Raw genomic sequence first — 14,069 nt, forward strand, 5'->3', positions numbered from 1 at the left:
GAGTGCAATAATTGTAAATCACACAAGTACTGCAGTTTTTACTATCATTCAAAATATAATTTGCTATTTTGTAAAATATAGGTCTATCCCATGTTTCTTTGATAGATGTAAAATGAATATTTCCAATACTTCTATTGAAAGTAAGCTTTTTCATCTTTTTCTAACGATTTAGGCTATTTCGTGACACACCCACAATCCGTGAAAATTCTGGTTATATCAGATTATATGATTTTCGTAAGAATTTTATATTGTCTCCAATCATGGCAGTCTCCTTTTACTTGATAAAACTATTATAACATTTAGAAATTAAAAACTGGTTCAAAATCAATAGAATGTGTGTATTCGATACATTCAATAAATTCTTGGAAACAGTTCTACACCAGTTACACAAATCTATATACACCTATCTCATTCAAAATAAAAAGAAAGCTGCAGTTCTTTTAATCCTGTATCAACGATTCATTCTGAAATCGAATAGGAGACATTTCCCAAGTCTACAATTCACTTCATCTCAAATTAATTTTTGTAATTCACCCTTAGTTTATAGATTTTATACTCAACAAAAGTATAAAGCATACAAAACTTCACTTTGAACCAGTATTTATACTATATTCCGTATTAAAAATTCTATTATTTGTTTTGTAAAAAACAGTCTTCAAATATCCTGAAATATAGCAAAAAGAGATTGGGTAAAAACTCATTGTCTCTTCTCACTCAAGGACTAAGTTCACTTGAGCAAACTGAATCCGCACTATCGTTCCTTTTCCAACCTCAGACTCGATGCGAATCTGGTGGCCTAGTTCTTCAGAAATTTTCTTAGATAGGTAAAGTCCAAGTCCAGATGACTGCTGGGTTAGGCGTCCATTATATCCTGAAAAGCCACGTTCAAAGACTCGGAGGACATCACTGTTTTTTATCCCGATTCCTGTATCCTTGATACAGAGTTCCTGGCCTTCCATATAAATCTCCAGACCACCTTCCTTGGTGTACTTGAGACTGTTTGAGATGATTTGCTCAATAACCACTAGTAGCCACTTTTTATCCGTCACGATTTCTTTATCAAGATCATGTAGATTGACATTTAAGCCTTTTTGAATAAAGAAAAGAGCATATTTACGAATTATTTCCTTGACCAAGTCCTCAATTTGAACTTGCTTTAAGACCAAATCATCATGGAAACTTTCTAAACGCAGATACTGTAAAACTAGATTGGTATAGGAATCAATCTTGAAAATTTCCTGTTCTAATTGCTGCTTCAGTTGGCGGTCGACCACTTCTGCAACTAAGAGTTGACTGGCTGCAATGGGGGTCTTAATCTGATGGACCCACAAGGTATAGTAATCCAGCAAATCCGTCAGTTTTCTTTCTGCATCTGACCTCTGCTGATAGAGTTCCATCTCACGCGCCTCTAATTTTTCAGCCAAGGCTATTTCCAATGGAGATTTGGCTTCCCTCTCCCCATAGAGAATTTCCTGACGATAGACCTGCATCTCCGCCAATATATCCCAAGTGAAAAATAAGATGGTTACAAAGCAACACAGCAGGAAAAAGTAGAGAAAGTAAATTCCCAAACTGGCAAATAAAAACTGAAAGAGTAAGAGCAGAAACGTCAAAGAAATCAGATAGACAAACAGACGACTACGGGAACGCAGATAGGCTAGAAAAAATTGTTTCCAATCAAGCATGCTTTAATCCGTACCCTATCCCTTTCTTGGTCTCGATAAATCCTACCAAGCCCTGCTCTTCCAACTTTTTACGCAATCGAGCCACATTGACAGAGAGGGTATTATCATCAATGAAAAAGTCACTGTTCCAAAGTTCCCGCATAAGGTCATCACGTGCTACGATGTTGCCTGCATGCTCAAATAAAACGCGTAAAATCTGGAATTCGTTCTTGGTCAAATTCAAGACTTGCCCTTGATAATGTAAATCCATTGATTTGGTATTGAGGATAACACCAGCATATTCCAGTAAACTCTCGTCACGCCCAAACTCATAGGAACGACGCAACAAGCCCTGAACCTTGGCTAAAAGAACCTGCTGGTCAAAAGGCTTGGTCACAAAGTCATCCGCCCCCATATTGATTGCCATGACAATATCCATAGCCTGGTCTCTCGAAGACAGAAACATGATGGGGACCTTGGAAATCTTGCGAATTTCCTGACACCAGTGATATCCATTAAACAAGGGCAAACCAATATCCATGAGGACCAGATGAGGCTCCGACTGAACAAAAAGGCTCAAAACTTCCATAAAGTCTTCTACCAGAACCACTTCAAATCCCCATTCAGAGAGCATTTTCCCGACTTGTTGACGAATAACCTGATCATCTTCTACTAATAAAATCTTGTGCATGCGCTCCTCCTTTTCTATTATTATAACAGATTTTTCCATGCTAGAAGGTCTGAAACTGAATTTGACATAGCTTGTTTTTATCCAACATAGTGAGGCAATCCTACTAGATAATTTGAGGGAAATTTGATAAGATAAATAAAAAGAAAGGAGCTCTTATGGTCAATATTTTTGATTATCTGAAAGATGTCGCACACGATTCCTTTTACGACCTTCCTTTAAATGAATTAGATATTCTAGCCTTAACAGAAATCACCTACCTCTCCTTTGATAATCTGGTCTCCACAACTCCTCAGCGTCTTTTAGACCTAGCACCTCAGGTTCCAAGAGAACCTAACATGTTGACCAGTAAAAATCGCCTCCAGCTATTAGATGAACTAGCTCAACACAAGCGCTTCAAAAATTGCAAACTCTCCCATTTCATCAACGACATCGACCCTGAACTGCAAAAACAATTTGCGGCTATGACCTACCGCCTCACTCTCGACACCTATCTGATTGTCTTTCGTGGAACAGATGACAGTATCATTGGCTGGAAGGAAGATTTCCACCTAACCTATATGAAGGAAATTCCTGCTCAAAAGCATGCCCTCCGCTATTTAAAGAACTTTTTTGCCCAACATCCTAAGCAAAAGGTCATTCTGGCCGGGCATTCCAAGGGAGGAAATCTAGCCATCTATGCTGCTAGCCAAATTGAGAAAAGCTTGCAAAATCAAATCACAGCAGTTTATACCTTTGATGCGCCTGGTCTCCACAAAGAATTGACACAAACCGAGGGCTATCAAAGGATAATGGATAGAACCAAGGTCTTTATTCCACAAGGTTCCATTATCGGTATGATGTTGGAAATCCCTGCCCACCAAATCATTGTTCAAAGTACTGCCTTGGGTGGTATCGCCCAGCATGATACCTTTAGTTGGCAGATTGAGGACAAACACTTTGTCCAACTGGAAAAGACCAACAGCGATAGCCAACAAGTCGACACAACCTTCAAGGAGTGGGTGGCCACAGTCCCTGATGAGGAACTCCAGCTCTACTTTGACCTCTTCTTTGGCACTATTCTTGATGCTGGTATTAGCTCCATCAATGACCTGTCTTCCTTAAAAGCTATCGAACACATTCATCATCTCTTCGTCCAAGCGCAATCCCTCACTCCAGAAGAAAGGAAAACCATGGGACGCCTCACTCAATTATTGATTGATACCCGTTACCAAGCATGGAAAAATAGATAAAAAGCTTATGAAAAGGTAATACTCTTCTAAAATCTCTTCAAACCACGTCAGCGTCGCCTTACCGTAGCTATGGTTACTGACTGCGTCAGTTCTATCTACAACCTCAAAGCAGTGCTTTGAGCAACCTGCGGCTAGCTTCCTAGTTTGCTTTTTGATTTTCATTGAGTATAAAAACCTTCTCATAAGCTTTCTTGTTTTAAAGAAAAATTCAATCCTTCATCTGACTCTCTGCATCAGCCACGACCTGTTCTAAACTGGTCTGACCAAGCTCTGCCTCCATAGCCAGCTGGATTCTCTCCAATTTTTGATCCAAAACATCATGAATATGAGCTCCAACTGGACAATTTGGATTCGGATTGTCATGGAAACTGAAGAGTTGACCAGTCTTACCAAGACATTCGACCGCTTGATAAACATCTAATAGACTAATATCCTTGAGATCCTTAACAATCTCTGTTCCCCCTGTTCCACGCGCTACTGAAATCAGCTCTGCCTTCTTCAACTGGGACAAGGTCTTTCTGATAATGACAGGATTGACCCCGACACTAGCAGCCAGAAAATCACTGGTCACCTTGTTTTCCTTCCCCTCGAGGGCAATAATTATCAGCATATGAGTCGCAATGGTAAATCTACTTGGAATTTGCATCCTCTTCTCCTTTTTACGAGGCTACCCTGCCTCTACTCTTCTTTTTCTATTATTATACCCTTTTTAGTTGTAATGTCAATCGTTACCACCTTTTAACCAGGCATCTAATTCCCTATCATAACCTTCTTTCTGGGCTAATTCTCTCAGAAATTCCTGATTGTGGGTATGGTGGATACCATTGACCAGACTTTCATAGTAAACATCAAAATAAGGGAGTTTCAGGTCTTTAGCTAGCTGCAATTCAGCTGCCACATCGTAGTCTACCCGTCGGAAGTTCATATCTACCAAGCCCTTGTCATCAAACTCCAAAATCATGTACTGGGCTCGCAAGTCCTTCCGTAGCTGAGCGTCCAAAAAGAAAGGTTGCCCAATCGAACCCGGATTGACAATCAATTGCCCACCAGTCCCGTAACGAAGCAACTGCTGGTGAATATGACCATAAACAGCAATATCGCAAGGCGGATTGGTCACCAAGCGGTCAAAATTCTCTTGCGCCCCAGTATGAATCAACTCTCGCCCCCAGTTCTTATCAGGCAAATGGTGACTAATTCCCACCGTCAAATCCCCAAACTGACGATGAATTTGAAGAGGTTTATTGTGGAGCAGTTCAATTTCTTCTAGGGAAATTTCCTCTAAAACATACTGGCACTGGCGCAAAAGATAGCGTTGACTGGGGCGAGTACTATCCAATTCCTTACGGACACCATGCCACAGACTGTCTTCCCAGTTCCCCAGAACTCTAGCCGTAATCGGTAGTTGATCCAACAAGTCCAAAATCCTTCTACGCCCTGTCCCTGGCATGAGAATATCTCCCAAAAGCCAGTATTCATCCACTCCTAACTGCCGAGCATCTGCCAAAACAGCCTCCAAGGCGGTGGTATTTCCATGAATATCTGAAAGAAGAGCTATTTTCGTCATATCCATCTCCTCGTTTTTTCTCTTGCAATAAGTATAACATAAAAAGTCACAGCTAGAGAAATCTAGCTTTTTTTGATATACTAGATAAAGATATTAGACAAGAGGAAACGAATGACCCCGAATAAAGAAGATTATCTAAAATGTATTTATGAAATCGGCATAGACCTGCATAAAATCACCAACAAGGAAATTGCGGCCCGCATGCAAGTCTCTCCCCCTGCCGTAACTGAAATGATTAAACGGATGAAGAGTGAAAATCTCATCCTCAAGGACAAGGAATGCGGTTATCTACTTACTGACATCGGACTCAAACTGGTCTCTGAGCTCTACCGTAAACACCGCTTGATTGAAGTTTTTCTAGTTCATCATTTAGACTATACTAGTGACCAGATTCACGAGGAAGCTGAGGTCTTGGAACATACTGTCTCTGACCTGTTCGTGGAAAGACTGGATAAATTGCTTGGATTCCCCAAGACCTGCCCTCACGGAGGAACTATTCCTGCTAAGGGAGAACTCTTGGTTGAAATCAATAACCTCCCACTAGCTGACATCAAGGAGGCTGGCGCCTACCGCCTGACTCGGGTGCACGATAGTTTTGACATTCTCAGTTATCTGGACAAGCACTCACTTCACATCGGTGATCCGCTCCAAGTCCAGCAGTTTGATGGCTTCAGCAACACCTTCACTATCCTTAGTAAAGACGAGGAATTACAAGTGAATATAGACATTGCCAAACAACTCTATGTCGAAAAAATCGACTAATTTCTCAAGTACCATACCAACCCTGAAAGTTTTATTTTCAGGGTTTTCTCATCTATTTTTTGCATCAAAAACAATAGTAAACGCTTTCGCTCTTTAACTAAATATTGTATAATAAATATATAAACTATTCCGTCACTAACAGATGAAAAAAGGAGGTTTTATCATGAAAAACATCATCTTCATCAAAACCATTGAGCTCCTTGTCATTGATGAAATCATGCTGGCATTTTTGACATTTAAAGAGGGGCTTACTTGGGATTGGATTTTAATTTATAGCGGTTGGCTCATTTTCTTTCATCCTGTGCTATTGACCTATCTGTCTAATCAGCTTTGTGACCACTTTAGTCAACTCTATTCCCAGATTAGACCGCGATTCTGGCGTTTTGCCTTACAAATCCTCCTATGGGATAGCCTGATCATTCTCTCCTTGATATGTTTGAGTGGTGTGCCACTTTTCCTTCAGGGAACTCTCCTCATCCTAGGACACCTCATCCCTTCCTATCGCACTTGCCAAAGCCTGAAACAAGATTTCCCCAAGGCCTATCAAGAACAGATTTCATTTTGGAGTATTTTATGATATATGAGAAAAACCAAGCCGGCTGGGCTTGGTCTTTCTTATCTATTTTTCGTATCAAGGATAATGGTGACTGGTCCGTCATTGACCAGCTCAACCTGCATATCCGCTCCAAAGATACCTGTCTGAACGGGCACTTCTTGCGCTAATTTTTGATTGAAGGCATCATAGAAGTCTGATGCCATATCAGGCTTGGCTGCACCTGTAAAGGCTGGACGATTGCCTTTCTTAGTATCCGCAAAGAGGGTAAACTGAGAAATAGAGAGGATTTCTCCTTCAATATCTTTGACAGACAGGTTCATCTTGCCTTCTGCGTCTGAAAAAATCCGCATGTTGACAAGCTTTCTCACAGCATAGTCCAAATCTTCCTCTTGGTCCTCTGGTCCAACACCAACCAGCAATAGGAGCCCCTGATTGATGTTTCCCTGAACCTGACCTTCGATACTCACTTGGGCTTTTGTAACCCGTTGGATAATGATTTTCATAATAGCCTTTCTAGTAAGAGCTAGGACAATTAGCCGTTGGTCCGTTTAACAGAGTAAACTTCTGGCACACTCTTAATCTTGTCCACGACCGTGGTCAATGTAGAGAGGTTGGCAATACCGAAGGACACATGGATATTAGCAAACTTCATATCCTTGGTTGGTTGAGCGTTGACCGTTGAGATATTCTTGGTTGTATTTGAAAGAACTTGCAGTACATCGTTCAACAGTCCTGTACGGTTGAGGCCATAAATATCGATATGGGCCATATACTCCTTATTTGAGCTAGAGTACTGGTCTTCCCACTCCACATCAAGGAGGCGTTGCTCGTAGTTTTCTTGTGCACGCAGGTTCATACAGTCCACACGGTGAATAGCTACACCACGCCCCTTGGTGATATAGCCGACAATATCGTCACCAGGCACTGGATTACAACACTTGGCAATCCGCACCAGGAGACCTGAGGCACCTTCAATGACCACTCCACCCTCATGCTTAACCTTGAGGGTTTCTTTGTTCTCAACCTTGACCTCGCCACCTTTGACAAGTTCTTCTGCCTCCGCCTTGGCCTTGGCACGTTCTTCTTCACGGCGTTCCTTTTCAGTCAGACGGTTAAAGACGGTAATCGCACCGATTTCTCCAAAACCAATAGCCGCAAAGAGGGATTCTTCTGTCTTATAGCTAGTCTTTTGCAAAACTTGGTCCATGTGACGCTTGTCCATGAATTTATTGGCCACATAGCCATTTTCTTGAAACTGGGCCATCAGCATTTCACGACCCTTGTTAACGGATAATTCCTTGTCTTGGTTTTTAAAGAACTGGCGAATCTTGTTGCGCGCCTTGCTGGTCTTGACCATATTGAGCCAGTCACGGCTCGGCCCAAAGGAGTTAGGGTTGGTGACAATTTCAACCTGATCCCCTGTCTTTAGCTTGGTTGTCAGTGGAACCATACGGCCATTGACCTTGGCACCAGTCGCTTTTTCTCCGACTTTTGTATGGATTTCGTATGCAAAGTCAATCGGTCCTGAATCTTTGGGAAGAGAACGGACAGCACCATCTGGAGTAAAGACGTAAATCTCCTCAGCCAGATAGTTTTCCTTAACTGAATCGACAAATTCCTTGGCATCATCAGCCTGGTCTTGGAGTTCCATCATCTCCTTGATCCAGTTCATCCCAATAGCTGATTCCTTGCTGTTAACCTGCCCCTTAACGCCTTTCTTATAAGCCCAGTGAGCCGCAACCCCGTACTCAGCCACCTCGTGCATGGCCTTGGTTCGAATCTGGAATTCAATCGGCCCTTTTGGCCCATAAACAGTCGTATGGATAGACTGGTAACCATTGGCCTTGCGGTTGGCGATATAATCTTTGAAACGACCGGGCATCGGTTTCCAAAGTTCATGCACATAACCCAACATGGCATAAACATCACTTTGGGTATCTAAAATACAGCGAATAGCAATCAGGTCATAGATTTCCTCAAACCGTTTTCTCTTATCCTGCATTTTGCGGAAAATAGAGTAAATATGCTTGGGACGACCATAAATCTTCCCTCTCAAGTGATGATCCGTCGTATATTCCTCTAATTTTGTGACTACCTCATCCACCAAGGCTTCACGCTCTCTGCGCTTTTCCTTCATCATATGGGTAATCTTATAAAACTCCGTTGGATTGAGATAACGGAAAGACAGGTCTTCCAATTCCCATTTGACGCTAGAAATCCCCAGACGGTGAGCAAGAGGTGCATAGATTTCCATAGTTTCTTTGGAAATACGCTCCTGCTTGTCTTTTCGAAGATGTTTCAGAGTCCGCATATTGTGCAAGCGGTCAGACAGTTTGACCAAGATAACGCGGATGTCCTCAGACATGGCCATGAGCATCTTGCGATGATTTTCCGCTAATTGCTCCTCGATTGATTTGTACTCGACCTTACCAAGCTTGGTAACTCCATCGACAATCACGCGCACATCTGGACCAAACTCTCTTTCCAAATCGTCCAAGGTCGCATCTGTATCCTCCACCACATCATGCAAGAAACCACAAGCTACTGTTACAGCATCCAGCTTGAGCTTAGCTAAAATACCTGCCACTTGGATGGGGTGAATGATATAAGGCTCGCCTGATTTGCGATACTGGCCACTATGGCATTCCACCGCATAGACCAAGGCCTTATAGACAAAATGGACATCCTCTTCCGTCAAATATTCTTTGGTTAAAGCGACAACTTCTTCGCCTGTTAAATTCACTTCTTTTGGCATCTATACTCTCCAATTCTTCCTACCATTTTATCACTTTTTTAAGAATATGAAAACTAGAAAAAGAGGATTCTAAAGCTTATTCAGTTTGTTAGGAAGGAGGATAACATAAGATTTACACTTAAAAAAATAAAATTATCTGATTTTCATCTAACTTTTTTGAAATATAGGCTACGCTAAAAGTTAGTGAAATGAAAATCTTTTCTTCTTAAATTAGAAAAGGTTTGATATTTTGGTAATTTTCTAACCTTTTTAGTGTATAATGGTAATATAAACAGTTTTTTTACGATAATTACTGAGTTTTCATCTTTCTAGAAAGGCAAACAACATGAAATCACACAAAAGACTGACACTTTTAGCTTTGGCTGTTCTTGGCTTATCGAGCCAAGTCGTTTTAGCTGACGATACGAGTCATTCCACTACTGCCCCTATGACTAGTTCAACCAGTAGCTCAATAAATACTTCCACTAGTCATTCTACTAACAGTTCTACAAATACTTCTGCTAGTAGTTCTCAAGCTAGTAGAGAAACTTCGTCAACTACAGCTAGTTCAAGTGAGCAAGAAACCAAACCTTCTCTCTCCACAGAAGCCAAACAAAGCCAATCTATACAAACTGGCTGGGTAAAAGAGGGGAACAAGTGGACTTTTTATAGTCAAACTGGGGTCAAATTTACAGATACTCTCTATGATGGTTATTTCTTTGATAGTCATGGCTACTTGCTTGAAAACACTTGGTACCAAATGGGAAATAATTGGTACTATATCAATGGTTCAGGTAAATATTTATCCAACCAATGGAGTCAAATTAATGGCAAGTGGTATGCTTTTGATGGCTACGGTAGAATGTTGGCCAATGTCTGGAAAGGCGATTACTACCTCAAAGCCAGCGGAGCTATGGCAGATAAGGAATGGGTCTACGACCAAAACTACTCTAGTTGGTTTTACCTCAAATCTGGCGGACGCTACGCCCAAAAACAATGGATTGGTTCCTACTATCTCAAATCTGGTGGCTACATGGCTCATAAGGAATGGATTTATGACCCAGACTATCAATCTTGGTACTATCTTAAGGACGATGGTGTGTATGTTACAGGAACCTATGCTGTGGATGGTAAAAACCAGCTCTTCCAAGGGAATGGAAAATGGGTTCGTGAATTAGCACAAAGTTTTCAAAAAGGACATTACTCTAAAACTATCTTTCTCGATCCAGGTCACGGTGGTAAGGATCGCGGGGCTTATTACTATGGCATAGCTGAAAAAGAATTGAACCTACAAGTTTATCGTAAGCTACGTAAACGACTAGAAGGACTCGGCTATACCGTTCTCACCTCTCGAGATAGTGATATAGACGTTGATTTTATTACCGAGCGTTCTCGTATGGTCAACAAGACCAATGCAGACTTTTTCATTAGCCTTCATTTCAACGCTACCGGAAATGATACTACTGTTAATCTAGGTATACAAACCTATTCTTACAAGGAAGAACCTGGCTTCCCTAGCAAGATTAACAAGGATTGGCATAATAATCCTGAACGGATAAGTGAAAGTAACCGTCTTGCTGCCGATATCCATTCTTCACTGCTAGCTGAAACTGGAGCTAGGGATGCCGGACTTTTGCAAGCAACCTTTGCTGTTCTACGTGAAACAGCTAAACCAGCTGTTTTGCTAGAGATGGGATATATGGATAATCCAGAAGAAAACAAAAAAATCCGCAGTAGTGACTACCAAGATAAACTGGTTGAAGGGATTGTCAAGGGAATCCAAAAATATTACTCAGGAAATTAAAACAGTCTAAGCCTCGATCTCATTCGGGGCTTATTTTTCTTATCCAAACCATATCCTTCTTTCTAGAACTATTTCCTTTTTATGCTTATTCTCCCTAACTGTGCTATACTTAATTTAGTACATTCTTTGAGATTGGAGCTAGTATGAAAATCCATAAAACCGTGAATCCTGTTGCCTATGAAAACACCTATTACCTAGAAGGTGAAAAGCACCTTATCGTGGTAGATCCCGGTAGCCATTGGGAAGCCATTCGTCAGACAATAGATAACATCAACAAACCGATTTGTGCTATTCTCTTGACCCACGCCCATTATGACCATATCATGAGTTTGGACTTGGTGCGCGAGACTTTTGGCAATCCTCCTGTCTATATCGCAGAGAGCGAATCCAGCTGGCTCTATACTCCCGTCGATAATCTCTCAGGGCTACCTCGCCACGATGATATGGCAGATGTGGTCGCAAAACCGGCAGAGCACACCTATGTCTTTCATGAGGAATATCAACTGGAGGAATTTCGTTTCACTGTCTTACCAACACCAGGACATTCCATCGGCGGTGTTTCCCTAGTCTTTCCTCAAGCTCATTTGGTATTAACGGGTGATGCCCTTTTCCGTGAAACAATCGGACGAACCGACCTTCCGACTGGTAGTACGGAGCAACTCCTCCATAGTATCCAGACCCAACTCTTCACCTTACCAAACTATGATGTCTATCCAGGGCATGGTCCAGCTACTACTATTGCTCACGAAAAGACCTTTAATCCTTTTTTCTAGCAAGTTGATGACAATCAATATCGTAATTTAATACTCAATAAAAATCAAAGAACAAACTAGGAAACTAGCCACAGGGTTACTCAAAGCACCGCTTTGAGGTTACAGATAAAGTTGACGTGGTTGAAGAGATTTTCGAAGAGTATAAGTAAACTATCCAGCAAGTCTTTCCATTATAAAAGGCATCCAATCAAGTTTTCAGACCTGATTGGATGCCTTTTTCTGATCACTTGCTTCTTTGCATTACCAAATAATCACGCGCTCTTCTGGTGAACGCCACATACCGTCTCCTTCTTTGACATCATAGGTTGTAAAGAAATCATCGAAGTTTGGCACTTGCACATTGACACGGAGTTTGGCTGGCGCGTGCACATCGACGCTAGCCAAAAGTTTCATAAATTCTGGGCGACCTTTCATGCGCCAGATACGACCGAAGTTGTAGAAGAATTCTTCTGCTGAGAAGTCTGGTTCTCGCTTAGCTGCTTCAAGCGCTGCAGCGATTCCTCCCAAGTCAGCCACGTTTTCTGATACAGTCAATTTACCGTTGATGGTTGCTCCATAAGAATCCTGTCCATCAAACTGGTCAATAACTTTTTGTGTTTTCTCCTTGAAGGCAGCATAGTCACTCTCTGTCCACCAATCTTTGAGGCTACCATTTTCATCAAAGGAAGCTCCGTTGGTATCAAAGGCGTGGGAAATTTCATGGGCAATAACTGCCCCAATCCCACCATAATTAGCAGAAGATGACTGATGCAAGTCATAGAAAGGAGCCTGTAAAATAGCCGCCGGGAAGACAATCAGGTTCTTCTGTGGATTGTAGTAGGCATTGACCATGTGAGCAGGCATGCCCCATTCCTTGTAGTCTACAGGTTGGTTCCACTTGCTCCAACTGTGTTTGATTTCCACACGCGCAAAGGCTAGAGCATTGTCAAAAAGACTAGCAGTCTCATCCACTACCTTGTCTTTGTAGCGTGCTGGCAATTCTTCTGGATAACCGATGTAAGGCTTGATAACATTGAGTTTGACGATGGCCTTGTCACGAGTTTCAGGAGTCAGCCAGTCATTCTTAGCCAAGCGTTCCTTATAGACATCAATCATAGTTGCCACTTTTTTCTCCACGTCCGCCTTAGCCTCTGGAGAGAATTTTTCATGGGCATACCAAAGACCTAAGGCTTGTTTGAAAGGACCTTGTGCTAGCTGGTAGGCTGCCTTGACCTTGTCTTTGGCTTCTGGAACTCCAGAAAGCGCACGACTGTAAGCACCTGACAAGACACGGATTTCTTCTGTTAAATAGCTGGTTGAGAGATTCACAACACTTAAAATTAAGGTTGCCTTGAGGAGAGGCCAAGCCTCTTCACTATAGAATTGATCTGCTGCTTGCCAGAAACGTTCTTCGTCTACGATAACCTTGTCTGGCACTTGTCCAAGAACGGCTTGGAAAAAGTCATCCAAAGGTAGGGCAGGTGCGAATTTTTTGAAATCTTCATAAGAATATGGATGATAGAGTTTAGCATATTCTGAACTTTCTTCATTAGAAAGCACCACCGCTGCAACTCGGCGGTCCAATTCTAGTCTTTTCTCTAGCAAGTCTTCAATTTCTTCATCAGAGAAATCATAAGCCTTGAGAAGATTTGTACTGGTTTCTTTCCAAAGAGTCAAAAGCTCTTCACGCTGAGGATGGTCTTCAGCATAGTAGGTCGTATCTGGAAGGATCGTGCTTGGAGCACTAGCCCATAGAACATTGATTCTGGCATCCATAAAGTCTGGCGATACACCAAAAGGAAGGAAATTAGGTTTTCCTGCAAGCTCAAACTCTGCTAGTTTAGCTGTAAAATCCGCAAAAGTCTCCAATTCTTGGAATTCTTTAAGAAGTGGTAAGACAGGTTTGATACCGTCAGCTTCTCTCTTGTCGAAATCACGAACTAGGCGGTGGTATTTGACAAAGTTTGCCAAGATAGCATCCTCAGGCACTTCTTCTCCTGCCAACCACTTGTCTGTTGTCGCCAGCATCAGATCTTCAATTTCCTGGTCTAAATCAACAAAACCTCCTGTTTGAGACTTATCTGCTGGAATTTCAGCTGTTTTCTGCCATTCCCCATTGATTGCATCATAAAAATCATCTTGATAACGTGTCATCTTGTTCTCGCTTTCATTTGTACTTGTTTTTAGCTTAACAAAAATTACCTAGGAATGCAATTAAAAATGAACTTTCTCTTACCATCATTTTTCAGTTATTATTTTAATTTTTTTAAAAATTAACTTGACTTAATTTTTTTTTTAAGGTATATTAAGAGA

General features: G+C 41.6%; 12 protein-coding genes. 5 read left to right on the plus strand and 7 right to left on the minus strand.

All coding sequences use genetic code 11. From position 1 onward, the window contains the following. Positions 1-710: 710 nt before the first annotated feature. Positions 711-1,685 carry a sensor histidine kinase gene (locus tag HT689_RS02350; protein ID WP_173251547.1) on the minus strand — a complete coding sequence of 325 codons (975 nt, stop codon included), beginning with the start codon at positions 1,683-1,685 and terminating at the stop codon, positions 711-713. Continuing rightward, positions 1,678-2,355, minus strand: a complete 678-nt coding sequence (locus HT689_RS02355; RefSeq protein WP_000548991.1) for a response regulator transcription factor — start codon at positions 2,353-2,355, stop codon at positions 1,678-1,680. The genes HT689_RS02350 and HT689_RS02355 overlap by 8 nt, the downstream gene beginning before the upstream one ends. Positions 2,356-2,510: 155 nt before the next feature. Here HT689_RS02355 and HT689_RS02360 point away from each other — a divergent pair, with 155 nt between their 5' ends. After that, positions 2,511-3,584, plus strand: coding sequence for a DUF2974 domain-containing protein (locus tag HT689_RS02360; RefSeq protein WP_173226938.1), 1,074 nt, complete (start codon positions 2,511-2,513; stop codon positions 3,582-3,584). 208 nt (positions 3,585-3,792) lie between these two features. Here the strand turns inward: HT689_RS02360 and HT689_RS02370 are convergent, their stop codons facing one another. Beyond that, entirely contained in the window at positions 3,793-4,230 is a 438-nt protein-coding gene (locus HT689_RS02370) for an Rrf2 family transcriptional regulator (RefSeq protein ID WP_173225794.1), read from the minus strand. Between the two features lie 75 nt (positions 4,231-4,305). Next, entirely contained in the window at positions 4,306-5,148 is an 843-nt protein-coding gene (locus HT689_RS02375; protein WP_173225791.1) for a metallophosphoesterase family protein, read from the minus strand. 111 nt (positions 5,149-5,259) lie between these two features. Between HT689_RS02375 and HT689_RS02380 the strand changes: the two genes are divergently transcribed. Both HT689_RS02380 and HT689_RS02385 read left to right on the plus strand, forming a co-directional pair. After that, positions 5,260-5,910, plus strand: coding sequence for a metal-dependent transcriptional regulator (locus tag HT689_RS02380; RefSeq protein ID WP_173225788.1), 651 nt, complete (start codon positions 5,260-5,262; stop codon positions 5,908-5,910). Between the two features lie 163 nt (positions 5,911-6,073). Next, entirely contained in the window at positions 6,074-6,487 is a 414-nt protein-coding gene (locus HT689_RS02385) for a hypothetical protein (RefSeq protein ID WP_173225785.1), read from the plus strand. Positions 6,488-6,525: 38 nt separating this feature from the next. Here HT689_RS02385 and dtd read toward each other — a convergent pair whose 3' ends face one another. Further along, entirely contained in the window at positions 6,526-6,969 is a 444-nt protein-coding gene (gene dtd / locus HT689_RS02390) for a D-aminoacyl-tRNA deacylase (protein ID WP_173225782.1), read from the minus strand. Positions 6,970-6,998: 29 nt separating this feature from the next. Then, positions 6,999-9,221 (minus strand): bifunctional (p)ppGpp synthetase/guanosine-3',5'-bis(diphosphate) 3'-pyrophosphohydrolase, encoded by a 2,223-nt coding sequence (locus HT689_RS02395; protein WP_173225779.1) that lies wholly within the window; start codon positions 9,219-9,221, stop codon positions 6,999-7,001. Between the two features lie 325 nt (positions 9,222-9,546). Between HT689_RS02395 and HT689_RS02400 the strand changes: the two genes are divergently transcribed. After that, the gene (locus HT689_RS02400; RefSeq protein ID WP_173225776.1) at positions 9,547-11,004 is read left to right on the plus strand and encodes an N-acetylmuramoyl-L-alanine amidase; all 1,458 of its coding nucleotides are present in this window, start codon (positions 9,547-9,549) and stop codon (positions 11,002-11,004) included. 143 nt (positions 11,005-11,147) lie between these two features. Next, positions 11,148-11,777, plus strand: coding sequence for an MBL fold metallo-hydrolase (locus HT689_RS02405; protein ID WP_173225773.1), 630 nt, complete (start codon positions 11,148-11,150; stop codon positions 11,775-11,777). Positions 11,778-12,017: 240 nt separating this feature from the next. Here the strand turns inward: HT689_RS02405 and pepO are convergent, their stop codons facing one another. After that, a complete protein-coding gene (gene pepO / locus HT689_RS02410) occupies positions 12,018-13,910 on the minus strand; it encodes an endopeptidase PepO (protein WP_173225770.1) in 1,893 nt (630 codons plus the stop codon). Positions 13,911-14,069 lie beyond the last annotated feature (159 nt).

This window comes from Streptococcus sp. 2342, assembly GCF_013276795.1.
In the GTDB taxonomy this organism is placed as follows: Bacteria; Bacillota; Bacilli; order Lactobacillales; family Streptococcaceae; genus Streptococcus.